This is a genomic window from Streptomyces sp. NPDC028928 (genome assembly GCF_055564915.1).
This window is the reverse complement of record NZ_JBVHVI010000008.1, coordinates 313,209-329,383: the sequence shown is the minus strand read 5'-3', so window position 1 is coordinate 329,383 and position 16,175 is coordinate 313,209. Positions and strand designations below refer to the sequence as shown.

The 16,175-nt window shown below is 73.2% G+C and carries 14 protein-coding genes; 4 read left to right on the top strand and 10 right to left on the bottom strand.

Annotated elements, in window-relative coordinates; genetic code table 11:
• Positions 1-293 precede the first annotated feature (293 nt).
• Positions 294-1,940, top strand: a complete 1,647-nt coding sequence (locus tag ACZ4U1_RS21350) for a protein kinase domain-containing protein (RefSeq protein ID WP_467905148.1) — start codon at positions 294-296, stop codon at positions 1,938-1,940.
• A gap of 101 nt (positions 1,941-2,041) precedes the next feature.
• Here the strand turns inward: ACZ4U1_RS21350 and ACZ4U1_RS21345 are convergent, their stop codons facing one another.
• Positions 2,042-2,584 (bottom strand): bacterial proteasome activator family protein, encoded by a 543-nt coding sequence (locus tag ACZ4U1_RS21345; RefSeq protein WP_356150249.1) that lies wholly within the window; start codon positions 2,582-2,584, stop codon positions 2,042-2,044.
• A 186-nt stretch (positions 2,585-2,770) separates the two neighbouring features.
• On the opposite strand from ACZ4U1_RS21345, the gene ACZ4U1_RS21340 reads away from it, so the two are divergent.
• Positions 2,771-3,505 carry a hypothetical protein gene (locus ACZ4U1_RS21340; protein ID WP_467905147.1) on the top strand — a complete coding sequence of 245 codons (735 nt, stop codon included), beginning with the start codon at positions 2,771-2,773 and terminating at the stop codon, positions 3,503-3,505.
• Between the two features lie 42 nt (positions 3,506-3,547).
• Here ACZ4U1_RS21340 and ACZ4U1_RS21335 read toward each other — a convergent pair whose 3' ends face one another.
• Genes ACZ4U1_RS21335 through pdhA form a run of 7 tightly spaced genes read right to left on the bottom strand, consistent with a single transcriptional unit; the run spans position 3,548 to position 11,541 of the window.
• Entirely contained in the window at positions 3,548-4,528 is a 981-nt protein-coding gene (locus ACZ4U1_RS21335) for an NAD(P)H-quinone oxidoreductase (protein WP_467905146.1), read from the bottom strand.
• A gap of 29 nt (positions 4,529-4,557) precedes the next feature.
• The gene (locus tag ACZ4U1_RS21330; RefSeq protein WP_467905144.1) at positions 4,558-5,655 is read right to left on the bottom strand and encodes a potassium channel family protein; all 1,098 of its coding nucleotides are present in this window, start codon (positions 5,653-5,655) and stop codon (positions 4,558-4,560) included.
• Entirely contained in the window at positions 5,652-7,034 is a 1,383-nt protein-coding gene (locus ACZ4U1_RS21325; RefSeq protein ID WP_467905143.1) for a molybdopterin molybdotransferase MoeA, read from the bottom strand. The genes ACZ4U1_RS21330 and ACZ4U1_RS21325 overlap by 4 nt, the downstream gene beginning before the upstream one ends.
• Positions 7,031-7,942, bottom strand: coding sequence for an NTP transferase domain-containing protein (locus ACZ4U1_RS21320; RefSeq protein ID WP_467905142.1), 912 nt, complete (start codon positions 7,940-7,942; stop codon positions 7,031-7,033). The genes ACZ4U1_RS21325 and ACZ4U1_RS21320 overlap by 4 nt, the downstream gene beginning before the upstream one ends.
• Positions 7,943-7,988: 46 nt before the next feature.
• The gene (locus ACZ4U1_RS21315; protein WP_467905140.1) at positions 7,989-9,377 is read right to left on the bottom strand and encodes a dihydrolipoamide acetyltransferase family protein; all 1,389 of its coding nucleotides are present in this window, start codon (positions 9,375-9,377) and stop codon (positions 7,989-7,991) included.
• Entirely contained in the window at positions 9,377-10,381 is a 1,005-nt protein-coding gene (locus tag ACZ4U1_RS21310) for an alpha-ketoacid dehydrogenase subunit beta (RefSeq protein WP_467905138.1), read from the bottom strand. Before ACZ4U1_RS21310 ends, ACZ4U1_RS21315 begins: the two co-directional genes overlap by 1 nt.
• Positions 10,378-11,541, bottom strand: coding sequence for a pyruvate dehydrogenase (acetyl-transferring) E1 component subunit alpha (gene pdhA / locus ACZ4U1_RS21305; RefSeq protein WP_467905136.1), 1,164 nt, complete (start codon positions 11,539-11,541; stop codon positions 10,378-10,380). Before pdhA ends, ACZ4U1_RS21310 begins: the two co-directional genes overlap by 4 nt.
• A 175-nt stretch (positions 11,542-11,716) precedes the next feature.
• On the opposite strand from pdhA, the gene ACZ4U1_RS21300 reads away from it, so the two are divergent.
• Entirely contained in the window at positions 11,717-12,217 is a 501-nt protein-coding gene (locus tag ACZ4U1_RS21300) for an Lrp/AsnC family transcriptional regulator (protein WP_467905134.1), read from the top strand.
• Between the two features lie 2 nt (positions 12,218-12,219).
• Here the strand turns inward: ACZ4U1_RS21300 and ACZ4U1_RS21295 are convergent, their stop codons facing one another.
• Positions 12,220-12,807: a TetR/AcrR family transcriptional regulator gene (locus ACZ4U1_RS21295; protein ID WP_467905132.1), complete on the bottom strand. Its 588-nt coding sequence runs from the start codon at positions 12,805-12,807 to the stop codon at positions 12,220-12,222.
• Positions 12,804-14,318: a 3-hydroxyacyl-CoA dehydrogenase gene (locus ACZ4U1_RS21290; protein WP_467905130.1), complete on the bottom strand. Its 1,515-nt coding sequence runs from the start codon at positions 14,316-14,318 to the stop codon at positions 12,804-12,806. Before ACZ4U1_RS21290 ends, ACZ4U1_RS21295 begins: the two co-directional genes overlap by 4 nt.
• Before the next feature lie 158 nt (positions 14,319-14,476).
• Here ACZ4U1_RS21290 and paaN point away from each other — a divergent pair, with 158 nt between their 5' ends.
• Positions 14,477-16,171, top strand: coding sequence for a phenylacetic acid degradation protein PaaN (paaN, locus tag ACZ4U1_RS21285; RefSeq protein ID WP_467905129.1), 1,695 nt, complete (start codon positions 14,477-14,479; stop codon positions 16,169-16,171).
• The last annotated feature ends 4 nt before the right edge of the window (positions 16,172-16,175 follow it).

The following is a 16,175-nucleotide window of genomic DNA, read 5'->3' as shown; positions in this document are numbered from 1 at the left end:
TCCGTCGGCCACGCTACAGCCTCCGCGGGGGCCACCGGTTCGGAACGGCTACCGGGACCGACCCGAGACGGACCGGTCATGAAACCTCTAGCACGCGCTGTCGTGCAAATTCTGTGTGCCGGTCGTACACCCCCTGTAACGCTTGCGCGACGCTTCTTGCGCGTACGGTCACGGAACGGGCACCGAGCTTGACGTGTCAGTGCCCTGGGGCAGACTTGGCCGGGAATGACACATTCGATCAAGGCCTGTTCGATGGATGACGGCGCCGGACGGCCAGTGGGGGACGCGGAGAGATGAGCCAGGACGGCGCACACGGCCGGTACGCGGGGCAGGCGCTGGCCGGAGGCCGCTACCAGCTGCGTGACTTGCTGGGCGAGGGCGGCATGGCCTCGGTGCACCTTGCGTACGACGCCGTACTGGACCGCCAGGTGGCGATCAAGACCCTTCACACCGAACTCGGCCGGGAACAGGCCTTCCGCGAGCGCTTCCGCCGCGAGGCGCAGGCCGTGGCCAAGCTCACGCACACCAACATCGTCTCCGTCTTCGACACCGGCGAGGACGAGCTGAACGGCATGGCGACGCCGTACATCGTCATGGAGTACGTCGAGGGCCGGCCGCTGGGCTCCGTGCTGGAGGAGGACATCCGGCAGTACGGCGCGATGCCCGCCGACAAGGCGCTGAAGGTCACCGCCGATGTGCTCGCGGCCCTGGAGATCAGCCACGAGAAGGGGCTGGTCCACCGCGACATCAAGCCGGGCAACGTGATGGTGACCAAGCGTGGCGTGGTCAAGGTGATGGACTTCGGCATCGCCCGCGCCATGCAGTCCGGCGTCACCTCGATGACCCAGACCGGCATGGTCGTCGGCACCCCGCAGTACCTCTCGCCCGAGCAGGCCCTCGGCCGCGGTGTGGACGCCCGCTCCGACCTGTACTCGGTCGGCATCATGCTGTTCCAGCTGGTCACCGGGCGGCTGCCGTTCGACGCGGACTCCCCGCTGGCGATCGCGTACGCGCATGTGCAGGAGGAGCCGGTGGCGCCCTCCTCGGTCAACCGGGCGCTGCCGCCCGCGGTGGACGCGCTGGTCGCCCGCGCGCTGAAGAAGAACCCGAACGAACGCTTCCCGACCGCCGAGTCCATGCGCGACGAGTGCCTGCGGATCGCGGCCTCCTTCCAGGCGGCCCCGCCGAGCATCGTGCCGGGCGCCGGGCCCACGCAGAGCGGCGCGGGTGTCGGCTCCGCGGTGTTCCCGCCGGTCGACCAGTCGACCCCGGCGCCGCACGGGCAGGTCCAGACGCCGTACCAGCCCGCCCCCGCCCCGGCTCCGACCCCGAACCCGTACGGCCACCCGACGCCCGCTCCCTCCTACGGCTACCCGCAGCAGGGCGGCTACCAGACGCCCCCGGCGGGCTACGGCCCGCAGGCCGCCGCCCCGACCCCGCCGCCGTACACGATCGCGCCGCAGGCCGCCGGGCGGCCGGCCGGTCAGGCCGGCGGTCGCAAGAAGCGGCCGGTGGTCGTCGGTTCGGTCGCGGTGGCGGCCATCGTGGTCGTCGGCGTGATCGTCGCGCTGACGCTGAAGGACGCCGGCGAGGACATCAAGGGCAGCGTCGGATCGAGCGCCTCGGCGTCCGCGTCCCACCGCGCGGGCTACCGCGAGCCGGACCCCACCCGGACGATCGACAAGTCCAAGTGCACCGACCCGCAGGAGTCCTGGAAGGATCCGGACAAGGTCGAGCTGCCCGACTTCCGCTACAAGGACATCACCTCCGTGAAGGAGTGCATGCAGGCCGCGGGCTGGAAGTGGGACCTCGACGACGAGGACGACAACACGTGGCCCGACGGGGCGGTCCTGCAGCAGTTTCCCGAGCAGGGCACCGACGTCGACCCGGACAACGTCGAGATCCAGTTGAGCGTCTCCACGGGCAACCCGCCGCAGTGAGGCCCGGACCGGCGGTCCGGGGTCCACGGGCATAGGTCGGGCCCGGCGGTCGTCCCGCCGGGCCCTTCGTGTGCCGTGACCGGCTCGGACGGATGGGCGGTTTACAGGTACGGCCCGCCCGAGCGGCCGCCCGCGTGGTGGTCGTCGCCGCCCTCGTGGCCGGACATGCCCGGCGGGAGCGCGCGGCGCATCTGCTCCAACTGGGCCCGCGCGGCCATCTGCTGGGCGAACAGCGTCGTCTGGATCCCGTGGAAGAGGCCCTCCAGCCAGCCCACCAACTGCGCCTGCGCGATCCGTAGTTCGGCGTCGCTGGGCGTGGCGTCGTCGGTGAACGGCAAGGAGAGCCGCTCCAGTTCCTCGACCAGCTCGGGGGCCAGGCCGTCCTCCAGCTCCTTGACCGAGCTGGCGTGGATCTCCTTCAGCCGCACCCGGCTGGCCTCGTCGAGGGGAGCCGCGCGCACCTCCTCCAGCAGCTGCTTGATCATGCTGCCGATCCGCATGACCTTGGCCGGCTGTTCCACCTGCTCCGTCACCGGGGTCTCACGGGAGTCCTCGTCCCCGCCGCCGCCGAGCGCCATCCCGTCCTGACCCACGACGAGGATCTGGGGGTTCTCCGGCGACCGTTCGTTCCTCGGCATCTCCATGCCGCCATTCTCTCGCACGCCACCACCTCATCACCGTCGTGCCCCCTCGTGGGGGTGATCCACCGTTTAGACCCGACGGAGCAATCCGGAATGCCCTCTTTGGCGTTGAATGTGAGGCTTATTCCCGTTGGTTTTCCATCGGTCACGACACCTGGGCTCCGGGAGGTCACCGCCGTGACTCCACGCGTGCGACACACACTCCGCTGCGTCCCGCTGATGGTCGCCCTCACGACAGCGGCCGTGCCGGCGTACGGCACCGCCGTCGCGTACGGCGGCCCGCCCGTCCGCGCCACGGAGCCGGGCTCCGCCCGCCCGTCCGCCACCGGGCGCCCGGGCCGGCAGCGGCCCGCCGAGGACACGGCCCGCGCGGAAGCGGCTGCTGAGGACACCGCCCCGAGCCGTGGACAGCCGGAACAGGGCCCGACGGGACGGGACGGCCCGGGCCAGGCGCAGGCCACTCCGGCCGCCCCCGCGCACCGGCACTCGCCGGCCGCCGTGCCGATGCCGTCCGACTCCGCCTCGGCGTCGGTCCGCCCCTTCCGTCCGCTCGCCTCGGTCGAGCCGTCCCGGGCGGGCAGCCGGGCCGGCGAGGGACGGATGCGGCCGGGCCGGCCCGACGGGCCCCCGGCCGAGGTGGAGGGTGACGACGACCCGCCTCCCGCCACCCCCGTCGCCCGGCCGGAGGAGCCGGAGGAACCGGAGGAACCGGAGACCGCTGAGATACCGAGCGCCTCCTCGCCATCCGAGGAGGCCGGTCTCGACCCGGCCGGGCGTCCGGTGGAGCCCGCCGCCCAGCAGGCGGCCCAGGGCGAGGCCGGCACGGAGCCGGTCCTGCGCATCCTCCCGCTGGGCAGCGGCCTGGTCCTCATCGGACTCGGCCTGGGCCTGGCTCTGCTGGGCCTGAGACTCCGCAAGGGCTGACCGCCCGGCACCACCGACCCCGCCGCTACGGCACCCCCGCCGCTACGGCACGACCAGCAGCACCTTGCCGATGTGCCCGCTCTCCTCCACCAGCCGGTGTCCCTCGGCCGCCCGCGGCATCGGCAGCTCGCGGTCCACGACCGGGCGGACGTGCCCGGCAGCCAGCAGGGGCCACACATGCTCCCGTACGGCGGCGACGATCGCCGCCTTCTCCTCCAGCGGACGGGCGCGCAGCGAGGTCGCGCTGATCGCGGCCCGCTTGCCGAGCAGCGCGCCGATGTTCAGCTCGCCCTTCACCCCGCCCTGCATGCCGATGATCGCGAGGCGCCCGTTGACGGCGAGGGCCTGGACGTTGCGGTCCAGGTACTTGGCGCCCATGTTGTCGAGGATGACGTCGGCACCCGCGCCGTCGGTGGCCTGCCTGATCTCGGCGACGAAGTCCTGCTCGCGGTAGTTGATCAGCACGTCGGCGCCCAGCTCGGCGCAGCGGTCGAGCTTCTCCTTCGTGCCGGCGGTCACCGCCACCTTGGCGCCGACGGCCTTGGCCAGCTGGATCGCCATGGTCCCGATGCCGCTGGAGCCGCCGTGCACCAGCAGCGTCTCGCCCGGGCGCAGGTGGGCGATCATGAACACATTGGACCAGACGGTGCAGACGACCTCGGGCAGCGCCGCCGCCCGGGTGAGGTCGACGCCCTCGGGCACGGGCAGCAGCTGCCCGGCCGGTACGGCGACCTTCTCGGCGTAGCCGCCGCCCGAAAGCAGTGCGCACACCGGGTCGCCCACGGCCCAGCCGGAGACTCCGGGGCCGAGCGCGGTGATCCGGCCGGAGCACTCCAGGCCGGGGTAGGGGGAGGCACCGGGCGGCGGGTCGTAGAAGCCCTGGCGCTGCAGGACGTCGGCGCGGTTGACGGCGCTGGCCACCACCTCGACCAGCACCTCGCCCTCGCCGGGCACCGGATCGGGGACCTCGTCCCACACCAGCGCCTCGGGACCACCAGGTTCGGGAATCGTGATCGCATGCATGCCGGTGACGCTACTCCCCGGGGGGCCGGTCACCCGTGTGGCAGGGGGCGGGTGTCCGGGGTGACCTGGGTTCCGGGGGTGGCGCGGACGATGGTGATGAGCCGGTCCGTCAGCTGGAGGGTGCCGACGGACGGATCGTCGTAACCGAGCACCCGGTGGCCGCGGATGACGCTCACCACCAGGTCGTCCGTCTCGCGCGGCTTCCGGCCCACCTCGCCTCGGACCACGGGCCGTTCGATGAGGTCGAGCCCGCTGCCCTGCTGGATGAGGTCCTCCATCACCATGCCGGCGGCGGGGCTGAGCACGGACAGGCCGAGCAGGCGGCCGGCCGCGCCGGAGCTGGTGATGACGGCGTCGGCACCGGACTGCTTGAGCAGCGGGACGTTCTCCTCCTCGCGCACCGCGGCCACGATCTTGGCGCTGCGGTTGAGCTGGCGGGCCGTCAGCGTGACGAGGACGGAGGTGTCGTCGCGCTGCGGGGCGACGATGATCTGCCGGGCCCGGTGCACCTCGGCCCGTTTGAGCACGTCACTGCGGGTGGCGTCGCCTATGACGCCGGCGTAGCCCTCGGCGTTCGCTGCGTCGATCACCTTGGAGCTGGGGTCGACCACGACCACCTGCTCTTTCTTCAGGCCGGTCGCGCAGACGGTCCGGATGGCCGACCGCCCCTTCGTGCCGAACCCGATGACGACGGTGTGATCGCGCAACGTGGACCTCCAGCGGTTCAGGCGCCATTCCTCACGGGTGCGTTCGGTGAGGACCTCCAGCGTGGTGCCGACCAGGATGATCAGGAACAGCACGCGCAGGGGCGTGACGACGAAGATGTTGGCGAGCCGGGCACCGTCGCTGACCGGGGTGATGTCGCCGTATCCGGTGGTGGAGAGGGTGACGGTCGCGTAGTAGAACGCGTCGAGCAGGTCGACGGCGCCGTCGGCGTTGTCGTGGTAGCCGTCGTGGTCGGCGTAGACGATCAACGCGGTGGCGACCAGCACCACCAGGGCCATGACCAGCCGCTTGAGAACCTGGCGGATCGGGCGCTCCACCACTTTTCTCGGCAGGACCACCCGATGGGTCACCAGGTGTTCACCCGCTCGGCGGGCTATGGCGTCATGGCCCGGAAGTTTCACGTGAAACACACCCCGATCCCGGCGGTCGCCCACGGCAGGTCGAGCAGCTCCGTCTCCTCGCCCTGCCGGGCACCGCCCGGCGGTACGACGGCCAGCGCGTCGGCGGCGGCGATGCCCCGGAGCATGGCCGGGCCGTTGTAGTGCAGCGGCACGGCATGGTCACCGCGCAGCACCACGGGGACGAGCCGGGTGTCGTGCGGGTGCCCCTGCACCGGCTCCCGGAGCGGCAGCGTGTACGGCTCGGGGGCGGGGTGGGCGGCGAGGGTCCGCAGCAGCGGTTCGGCGAGGGTGAGCAGCCCGGAGACGGCCGCGAGGGGGTTGCCGGGCAGGCCGACGAGGTGCTGCTGGTCCTTGGTGCGGGCCAGCAGCATGGGGTGGCCGGGGCGCACCTTGACACCGTCGACGAGGAGTTCGGCGCCGATGCGGTCCAGGACCGGGTGGACGTGGTCGACGGGTCCGGAGGCGGTGCCGCCCGTGGTGACGATCAGGTCGGCGTCGGAGCGGGTGACCGCCTTGTGCAGCGCCCGGGCGTCGTCGCCGATCCGGCGTACGGCGATGACGTCGGCGCCGAGCGCGCGCAGCCATGGCGGCAGCATGGGGCCGAGGGCGTCCCTGATCAGCCCGTCGTGCGGCAGCCCCTCGGTCAGCAACTCGTCGCCGAGGACGAGGACTTCGGTGCGGGGCCGGGGGACGACGGTGACCGTGTCGTAGCCGGCCGCCGCGGCGAGGCCCAGGACGGCGGGGGTGACCAGGGTGCCCACGGGAAGCAACTGGTCGCCGGTACGGCACTCCTGGCCGCGGGGGCGGATGTCCTGGCCGTGGAGCATCTCTCGGGTGGTGTGCAGGCGGCCCTGGGTGTCGGTCCGGCCGTGCTCCGTGCGCAGCACGGCGGTGGTGTCGGCGGGGATGCGGGCGCCGGTGGCGATACGGACCGCCTCGCCGTCGGTGAGCGGCTCGGGCTGCGCGTGCCCGGCCAGCACACCCTCCTCCCGCACGTGCCAGGGACCGGGGCCGGCGACCGCCCAGCCGTCCATCGCGGAGGTGTCGAAGGAGGGCAGGTCGGTGAGCGCGTCGAGCGGGGCGGCCAGGGCCCGTCCGAGGGCGTCGGCGAGCGGTACGGAGACGGGGGTGCGGCGGGCGCGGGAGCGGGCGGCGCGCGCGGCGGTCTCCCGGGCCCGGGGCCAGGGGGTGGCCCGGTGCCGCTCTGCGGGCTGCTCGCCGGTCGCCTCCGGGGACGGGTCGGCCGCCCGGCCAGGGCCGTCCGTGCCGTCGTTCCGGGGCTCCCTGTGGGGTTCCCTCACCAGGGCCAGGGCCTCCTCGACGTCGAGGTCGTCGGTGTCTTCGGCGGGCGCCTCGGCCCGGGCGCCGGGGGCGGTCATCCGGCGTCCGGGGCGCTCGGGCCCCCGCTGCTCGCATCCTTGCCCGCGGTGTTCTCTTCCTCCCAGCGCAGGGCCAGCGCGGTGGCCTTGCGGGCGGCCTCGGCGACGGCCTCCGGGCCTCCCTCGGCCTGCGCCGCGGCGTAGCCCACGAGGAAGGTGGTCAGCGGGGCGGCGGGGCGGGCCACGCCGTGGGCGGCGTCGCGGGCCAGGTCGAGGAGCACGCCGGTGTCGACGTCCAGGTCGATGCCCAGCTCATCCTTGACTGCGGAGATCCATTCATCCAACACGTGCCCATGCTCCCTGATCCGTGCCCTGGCGTCGGCGATGTCGTCCCAGGTGTCGCAGTCGAAGGACGCGAGCGGGTCCGGGACGCGGGTGAGCTTGAGGGCGCCGGTGAGCCGGCGCAGGGGCAGCCCGGTGAGGCCGTCGTGCGCGGCGGCGAGGGCGGTCAGCTCGCGGCGCAGGGCGGCGGTGCGGTAGGCGGCCACGAGGGGCTGGTCACGGCCGTCGGCGTCGGTGAGCAGCGCGCCGTCCGCGCCGGTGTCCTGAAGAGCGGTCAACAGGCGCCGGAGGGTGGCCGGTTCGAGGAAGGGCAGGTCGGCGGAGAGGACGACGGTGTGCGCGGCGGTGGTGAGCCGTGTACCGGCCTCCAGCGCGGCGACCGGTCCGCCGCCGGGCGGCTCCTCGCGCGCCCAGCGCACCGGGCGGGCGGTGGGCCGGGGCGCGGCCACGACGACGGTCGTGGCGGCGCCGGCGCAGGCCGCGAGCACCCGGTCGAGCAGCGCGCGCCCGCCGACCCGCAGGCCGGGCTTGTCGGCCCCGCCGAGCCGCCGGGCGGCACCGCCGGCCAGCACGACGGCGTCGTACGGGGCGGGTGTCCCGGGGGCGGCGGGCGCGGTGTCGGTCACCTTCCGAGTATGTCCTGTGGCTCCCTTCTTCTGGACCCGGCGTACGTCACAGGGTGCGCAGCAGCACCGCCGGCTGTTCCACGCAGTCCGCCACATACCGCAGGAAGCCGCCCGCCGTGCCGCCGTCGCACACCCGGTGGTCGAAGGTGAGCGAGAGCTGGACGACCTGGCGGACGGCCAGCTCGCCCTCGTGCACCCACGGCTTGGGGACGATGCGGCCGACGCCCAGCATGGCCGCCTCGGGGTGGTTGATGATCGGGGTGGAGCCGTCGACGCCGAAGACTCCGTAATTGTTCAACGTGAAGGTGCCGCCGGTGAGTTCCCCCGGGGTGAGCGTCCCCGCGCGGGCGGACTCGGTGAGCCGGGCGAACTCGGCGGTCAGGGCCTCCGCGTCACGCGCGTGGGCGTCCCGGACGACCGGCACGACCAGGCCGCGTTCGGTCTGGGCGGCGAACCCGAGGTGGACCTGGTCGAGCCGGACGACCTCGCGGGCCTCGGTGTCGACGAAGGAGTTCAGCTCGGGGAACCGGGCCAGGGCGGCCGTGCAGATGCGGGCGAGCAGCGCGAGCAGGGAGATCTTCGGTCCCCCGGCGGCGTTCATGGCGGTGCGCGCACGCATGAGTTCGGTCGCGTCGGCGTCGACCCAGCAGGTCGCGTCCGGGATCTCCCGGCGGCTGCGGGAGAGCTTGTCGGCGACGGCCCCGCGCACGCCCTTGAGCGGGATCCGGACACCGGCCTCGGCCCGAGGGGCCGCCGCGGGGGCCCGTACGGCCGGTTCCCCGCCCGTCGGCGCCGCCGCTGGGGCCGGTACGGCCGGTTCCGCGGCCGTACGGCTCCTCGCCGCCTCGGCCCGCAGCGCGTCCTCGACGTCCGCGCGCAGGATGAGCCCGTCCGGCCCGGACCCGGCCAGCCGGCGCAGGTCGACGCCGTTGTCCCGGGCGAGCTTGCGCACGAGGGGGGAGATCACGGGGACCGGCCCGTCGGCGGGGGCCGGGGCAGGCGCGGCGGCGGGCGCGGGCGCCTGTGCCGCTGCCGGTGCGCTCACGCGCGCGTGGGGGGCCGCCGAGGCGTTCCCGGGCCCCTGCGGCTGTCCGTCGGCGCCGGCCCGGACCCTTCTGCGGCGGGCCGCCGGGGCCTGGGTGCCGTAGCCCACCAGGACATTGCCGGAGCCCTCGGTTTCCGCCGCCGGTTCGCCGACGGCGACCGTGAGGAGCGGGGCGCCTACGGGCAGTTCGGTGCCCTCCTCGCCGTAGCGGGCGGTGACCACACCGCCGTAGGGGCAGGGCACCTCGACCATCGCCTTGGCCGTCTCGACCTCGACCACCGGCTGGTCGATGGCGACCACGTCGCCGACCTTGACCAGCCAGCGGACGATCTCCGCCTCGGTGAGCCCCTCACCGAGGTCGGGCAGCTTGAACTCCAGCACCTGAGCCATCAGCCCTCGGCCTCCCACTGCAGCCGGGCCACGGCGTCCAGGATGCGGTCGACGCCGGGCAGGTGGTGCCGCTCCAGCATGGGCGGCGGGTACGGGATGTCGAACCCGGCGACGCGCAGCACCGGCGCCTCCAGGTGGTGGAAGCAGCGCTCGGTGATGCGGGCCGCGATCTCGCCGCCCGGCCCGCCGAAGCCGGTGGACTCGTGGACGACAACGGCACGCCCGGTGCGCCGGACGGCCGCGCAGACCGTCTCGTCGTCGAACGGCACCAGCGAGCGCAGGTCGACGACCTCCAGGTCCCAGCCCTCGGCCCGGGCGGCCTCGGCGGCCTCCATGCAGACCGGCAGCGAGGGGCCGTAGGTGATGAGCGTGGCGCTGCTGCCGGGCCGCCGGACCACCGCGCGGCCGATGGGCTCGACGTCCGTCGGATGCTCGGGGTTCCAGCTGTCCTTCGACCAGTACAGCCGCTTGGGCTCCAGGAAGACGACCGGGTCGTCCGAGGCGATGGCCTGGCGCAGCAGCCCGTAGGCGTCGGCGACGGTGGCCGGGGTGACGACGTGCAGCCCCGGGGTCGCCATGTAGTAGGCCTCGGAGGAGTCGCTGTGGTGCTCGACACCGCCGATGCCGCCGCCGTAGGGGACGCGGACGGTGATCGGCAGGGGCATCCTGCCGCGCGTGCGGTTGCGCATCCGGGAGACATGGCTGATCAGCTGCTCGAACGCCGGATAGGCGAAGGCGTCGAACTGCATCTCCACCACGGGCCTGAGGCCGTACATGGCCATGCCGACGGCGGTGCCGAGGATGCCGGCCTCGGCGAGCGGGGTGTCGGTGCAGCGGTCCTCGCCGAACTCCTTGGCGAGGCCGTCGGTGACCCGGAAGACACCGCCGAGGGTGCCGACGTCCTCACCCATGACGTGCACGGTGGGGTCGGCGGCCATCGCGTCGCGCATCGCGCGGGTGAGGGCCTGCGCCATGGTGGCGGGCTTGACGGCGACGGTGGTCATCGGGCGCCGCCTTCCCGCGTGCCGGGCTCGCCGTGCTGCTCCTGCTCGGCCTCCAGCTCGGCCCGCAACAGGGCGCGCTGCTCGCGCAGTTGCGAGGTGGTCTCGGCGTAGACGTGGTCGAAGAGGTCCATGGGGTTGAGGTCGGGGTCCTGGTTCATGCGGTCCCGCAGGGCGGCGGCCATCGTCTCGGCGTCCTGCCGGGCCGCCTCGATGCCGGCCTGGTCGAGCAGGCCGCGCGTGGTCAGTTCGCGTTCCAGCAGGTCGATCGGGTCGTGGGCGCGCCACGCCTCGACCTCCGCGTCACCGCGGTACCGGGTGGCGTCGTCGGCGTTGGTGTGGGCTTCGATGCGGTACGTCACCGCCTCCACCAGGGTGGGGCCGCCGCCCGCGCGCGCGTGGCGCACGGCGTCGCTGAGGACCTCGTGCACGGCCGCGGCGTCGTTGCCGTCGACCAGCCGGCCCGGCATGCCGTACCCGACCGCCTTGTGGGCCAGCGAGGGCGCGGCGGTCTGCTTGGCGAGCGGGACGGAGATGGCGAAGCCGTTGTTCTGCACCAGGAAGACGACCGGTGCCTGCCAGACGGCGGCGAAGTTGAGCGCCTCGTGGAAGTCGCCCTCGCTGGTGCCGCCGTCGCCGACCATGGCGAGCGCGACCACGTCGTCCCCCTTGATGCGGGCGGCGTGCGCGAGGCCGACGGCGTGCGGCAGCTGGGTGGCGAGCGGGGTGCTGAGCGGGGCCACCCGGTGGACGTAGGGGTCGTAGCCGCTGTGCCAGTCGCCGCGCAGCAGGGTGAGCGCCTCGGCGGGGTCCACGCCCCGGGCGACGACGGCGAGCGTGTCGCGGTAGCTGGGGAAGAGCCAGTCGCGCTCCTCCAGGGCCAGGGCGGCGGCGATCTCGCAGGCCTCCTGGCCGGTGCTGGACGGGTAGACGGCGAGCCGGCCCTGTTTGGTGAGCGCGGTGGCCTGCGTGTTGTACCGGCGGCCGCGCACCAGCTGGGCGTACAGCCGGCGCAGCAGGTCGGGGTCGGCCTTCCCGGCCGACTCGGTGCCGAGGACGCGGTAGGGCTCGGCGTCGGGCAGCAGCGGCGCGGGGTCCATACGGGGCTGCCAGGCGGGCGGCGGCGATGGCCGGTACGCGCCCCGCTGCTCCAGAACCGTCATGACGGCACCTCCTCGTGGGAGCGGCTACGGGAGGCGTGTCGGCTGTGACCCGCCTCACCAACCGATTGTTCGGTCGCCGGCACATTTTGGCTACAGGCACCTCAAGGCTGTGGACAAACGGTTCTCCACAACCTGCAATGAACGCAGGACGTCCACGGCGAGGAAGCGGGGGGACATGGGACCTGAACAAATGGCCTACGGGTCGCAGGACGGCGTCGTGCTGCCGCCGCCCCGCCCGCTGGACGCCATCGATCAGGACATCCTGCGGATCCTCCAGGCGGACGGCCGCGCCTCGATACGGTCCGTCGCCGAACGCGTCCACGTCTCGCGCGCCAACGCCTACGCGCGCATCAACCGGCTCGTCGAGGACGGGGTGATCCGGGGCTTCAGCGCGCGCGTGGACCACGAGCGGGCCGGCCACGGCACCTCGGCGTACATCACGCTGAAGATCGTCCAGAACACCTGGCGCACGGTCCGCGAGCAGCTCAGAGAGCTGCCCGGCGCCTCCCACATCGCCCTGGTGGGCGGCGACTTCGACGTGCTGCTGCTGGTGCACACGCCCGACAACCGGGCGCTGCGCGAGCTGGTGCTGACCCGGCTCCAGGCGATCCCCGAGGTGCTCAGCACCCGCACGCTGCTGGTGTTCGAGGAGGAGGACCTGGAGCCGGACAGCTGAGGTCAGCCCTGGCGCAGTCCCGAGAAGACCAGCCGGACCACGGCCTCGGCCACCTCCCGGTCGCTCGCGCCCCGCGGGTCCGGCCGGTACCACTCCACGATGGAGTTGATCATTCCGAAGACCAGCCGGGTGGCCAGCCGGACCTCCACGTCACCGCGTACGTCCCCGTCGGCGGCCGCCGCCTTCAGCAGTTCCGCGACCCGGTGGTCGAAGTCGCGGCGCCGCTCCAGCGCCCACCGCTCGGTCTCGGTGTTGCCGCGCACGCGCAGCAGCAGCGTCACATAGGGCAGCTCGGATATGAGCACCTCGACCATGCGGCGCACGACGTGCTCCAGCCGGTCGGCGGGCCGCCCCGCGCGCGCGTGCTCCTCCTCCAGGATGGCGAACAGCCCGTCCAGGGCGCGGCTGACGGCCCGGCGCAGCAGCTCCTCCTTGCCGCTGACGTGGTGGTAGATGGACGACTTGGAGATGCCGGCCGCCTTGGACAGATGCTCCATGGAGGTGCCGTCGTAACCGCGCTCGTTGAAGACCCGCACGGCGACCGAGAGCAGCGTCTCGGGGGTGTACGTGTCGCGCTTGGCCGTGGTCATGAGGTGCCCTCCCGCTTGTCGTTGGCGTAGGCGTGGCGGTAGAGCGCGAGGGAGGGCGCGTAGCGTCCGGAGGGGTCGCGCTCGTGCATCTCGTCCAGCACGTCGAAGGCGAAGTCGCGGCCGAGCCTGCGGTCCCACTCGAAGGGGCCGAGCGGGTAGTTCACGCCCAGGCGCATCGCGGTGTCGATGTCCTCCTCGGTGGCCACGCCCTTGGCGACGGCGTCGTGGGCGAGGTCCACGATCCGGGCAACCGTACGGGCGACGATCATGCCGGGGACGTCACCGATGACGCTGACCTGCTTGCCGAGCGCCTGGAACAGCCCGGTGGCCTCGGCCAGGGTCTGCGGGGAGGTGTCCTGGGCGGCGGACAGGGCGATCCGGGTGGCGGTGCGGTAGTCCAGGGCCAGGTCGAAGTAGACGACGTCCCGGAACTCGGCCGAGGTCTGGCCGTCGGCGAGGACCAGCTGGCCGCCGCTGGGCAGCACCAGGCGGGTGCCGTTGTCCTCGTCCTCCTCGCGGACCCGGATGCCCGCCTCGCGGATCATCGTCAGCAGCTCGGCCGCCGGACCCAGGCCGCCCTCGGCGACGACGTAGGCGGGCGGCTGCTCCTTGTCGGCGGTGTGCGGCTCGGGCCGCTCGGCGCCCTCGGCGTAGTCGTACCAGCCGCGCCCGCTCTTGCGGCCGAGCCGGCCGGACTCCACCAGCCGCCGCTGGGCCAGGGAGGGGGTGAAGCGCACGTCCTGGAAGAAGGACTGCCACACCGAGTGGGTGACGGACTCGTTGACGTCCTGGCCGATCAGGTCGGTCAGCTCGAAGGCGCCCATCCTGAAGCCGCCCGACTCGCGCAGGACCGCGTCGATGGTCGCGGGGTCGGCGGCCTGGGCCTCGTAGACGGCGAACGCTTCCGCGTAGAACGGCCGGGCGATGCGGTTGACGATGAAGCCGGGGGTGTCCGCGCAGGCCACCGGGGTCTTGCCCCAGGCGCGGGCGGTTTCGTACGCGCGCGTGGCCGACGTGACGTCGGTGGCGAAGCCGGAGACCACCTCGACCAGCGGCAGCAGCGGCGCCGGGTTGAAGAAGTGCAGGCCGACGAAGCGGCCGGGGTGGCGCAGGGCGCCCCCGATGGCCGTCACCGACAGCGAGGAGGTGTTGGTGGCGAGCAGGCAGTCCTCGGCGACGATCTCCTCCAGCTCGCCGAAGAGCTGCTGCTTGACGTCCAGCCGCTCCAGGACGGCCTCCACGACCAGCCCGCAGCCGGCCAGTTCCGCGAGGCTGTCCACGGGCTTCAGGCGGGCGCGGGCGGCGTCGCGGTCGGCTTCGGTGAGCCGGTCCTTGGCCACCAGCCGGTCGAGGCGGGCGCCGATCGCTTCGGCCGCGTCCCGGGCCCGGCCGGGGACGGTGTCGTACAGCCGTACGGGGTGGCCGGCGACCAGCGCGACCTGGGCGATTCCCTGGCCCATGGTGCCGGTTCCGACGACGGCCACGGGGCTGCTGAGGTCGAGTGCTGTCATGTGCGCGATCCTCCCGCACGGGGTTTTCCACAGATGCGGCGGACCCCCTTGTACCGACCGATCGTTCGGTTACTCTAGCTCTGACCGTTCCATCCCGCTGCTCTTTCTGCCAGGTCCGGACTCGAAGGAGAGTCCTCCAGACGAGGAGTTGGTCCCGCATGGCCGCCGAACTGACCGCGCCCGAGCTGATCGCGAAGCACCGGCCCACTCTCGATCAGGCCCTGGAAGCGATCCGCACCCGCGCTTACTGGTCCCCGCACCCCGAGCACCCGAAGGCGTACGGCGAGGGCGGCAGCCTGGACGCGGCGGCGGGCAAGGCCGCCTTCGACGCCCTGCTCGGCAACCGCCTCGACCTCACCGACCAGCCCGGCATCGACGACTGGGTGGGCGACGAGGTCTCCCCGTACGGCATCGAGCTGGGCGTGACCTACCCGCACGCCGACCTCGACGTGCTGCTGCCCGCGATGGGGGCGGGCCGGCGCGCCTGGCGGGACGCGGGCCCGGAGCTGCGGGCCATGGTGTGCCTGGAGATCCTGAAGCGGATCAGCGACCGCACGCACCAGTTCGCACACGCGGTCATGCACACCTCCGGCCAGGCGTTCATGATGGCGTTCCAGGCGGGCGGCCCGCACGCCCAGGACCGCGGCCTGGAGGCGGTGGCGTACGCGTACGCGGAGCAGGTCCGCACCCCGGGCACGGCGGAGTGGACCAAGCCGCAGGGCAAGCGCGACCCGCTGGTGCTGACCAAGACGTTCACGCCGGTCCCGCGCGGCATCGGCCTGGTCATCGGCTGCAACACCTTCCCGACCTGGAACGGCTACCCGGGCCTGTTCGCCTCCCTGGCGACCGGCAACGCGGTCCTGGTCAAGCCGCACCCGCGCGCGGTGCTGCCGCTCGCGCTGACCGTGCGGATCGCCCGGGACGTGCTCGCCGAGGCGGGCTTCGACCCGAACCTGGTCGCGCTGGCCGCCGAGCGGTCCGGCGAGGGCATCGCCAAGACCCTCGCGCTGCGCCCCGAGATCAAGATCATCGACTACACGGGCTCGACGGCGTTCGGCGACTGGCTGGAGGCCAGCGCCCGCCAGGCGCAGGTCTACACGGAGAAGGCCGGCGTCAACACCGTGATCGTGCACTCCACGGACGACTACAAGGGCATGCTGTCCAACCTGGCGTTCTCGCTGTCCCTGTACAGCGGCCAGATGTGCACCACCCCGCAGAACCTGCTCGTCCCCCGCGACGGCATCACCACCGACCAGGGCCCGAAGACCTTCGACGAGGTCACCGCCGACCTCGCCCGCGCGGTCGACGGCCTGCTCGGCGACGACGCGCGCGCGAACGCCCTGCTCGGCGCGATCGTCAACCCGGACGTCAAGGCCCGCCTGGAGGCCGCGGCCGGCCTCGGCGAGGTCGCCCTCGCCTCCCGCGAGGTCACCAACCCGGAGTTCCCGGACGCGGTGGTCCGCACCCCCGTCATCGTCAAGCTGGACGGCGCCAAGCCGGGCGACGAGGCCGCCTACATGAGCGAGTGCTTCGGCCCCGTCTCCTTCGCCGTCGCGGTCGACTCGGTGACCGACGCCGCGGAGCTGCTGCGGCGCACGGTCCGGGAGAAGGGCGCCATGACGGTCGGCGCGTACACCACGGACGCCGGCGTCGAGGAGATGATCCAGGAGGTGTGCCTGGAGGAGTCGGCCCAGCTGTCGCTCAACCTGACCGGCGGGGTGTACGTGAACCAGACCGCCGCCTTCTCCGACTTCCACGGCTCGGGCGGCAACCCGGCGGCCAACGCGGCCCTCACCGACAGCGCCTTCGTGGCCAACCGGTTCCGGATGGTGGAGGTCCGCCGGGAGGCCTGAGCGG

Bases quoted from the DNA above. Each gene is read 5' to 3' on its own strand.
- ACZ4U1_RS21350 (WP_467905148.1), top strand. From the start codon at position 294: ATGAGCCAGGACGGCGCACACGGCCGGTACGCGGGGCAGGCGCTGGCC.
- ACZ4U1_RS21345 (WP_356150249.1), bottom strand. From the start codon at position 2,584: ATGGAGATGCCGAGGAACGAACGGTCGCCGGAGAACCCCCAGATCCTC.
- ACZ4U1_RS21335 (WP_467905146.1), bottom strand. From the start codon at position 4,528: ATGCATGCGATCACGATTCCCGAACCTGGTGGTCCCGAGGCGCTGGTG.
- ACZ4U1_RS21325 (WP_467905143.1), bottom strand. From the start codon at position 7,034: ATGACCGCCCCCGGCGCCCGGGCCGAGGCGCCCGCCGAAGACACCGAC.
- ACZ4U1_RS21315 (WP_467905140.1), bottom strand. From the start codon at position 9,377: ATGGCTCAGGTGCTGGAGTTCAAGCTGCCCGACCTCGGTGAGGGGCTC.
- ACZ4U1_RS21310 (WP_467905138.1), bottom strand. From the start codon at position 10,381: ATGACCACCGTCGCCGTCAAGCCCGCCACCATGGCGCAGGCCCTCACC.
- pdhA (WP_467905136.1), bottom strand. From the start codon at position 11,541: ATGACGGTTCTGGAGCAGCGGGGCGCGTACCGGCCATCGCCGCCGCCC.
- ACZ4U1_RS21300 (WP_467905134.1), top strand. From the start codon at position 11,717: ATGGGACCTGAACAAATGGCCTACGGGTCGCAGGACGGCGTCGTGCTG.
- ACZ4U1_RS21295 (WP_467905132.1), bottom strand. From the start codon at position 12,807: ATGACCACGGCCAAGCGCGACACGTACACCCCCGAGACGCTGCTCTCG.
- ACZ4U1_RS21290 (WP_467905130.1), bottom strand. From the start codon at position 14,318: ATGACAGCACTCGACCTCAGCAGCCCCGTGGCCGTCGTCGGAACCGGC.
- paaN (WP_467905129.1), top strand. From the start codon at position 14,477: ATGGCCGCCGAACTGACCGCGCCCGAGCTGATCGCGAAGCACCGGCCC.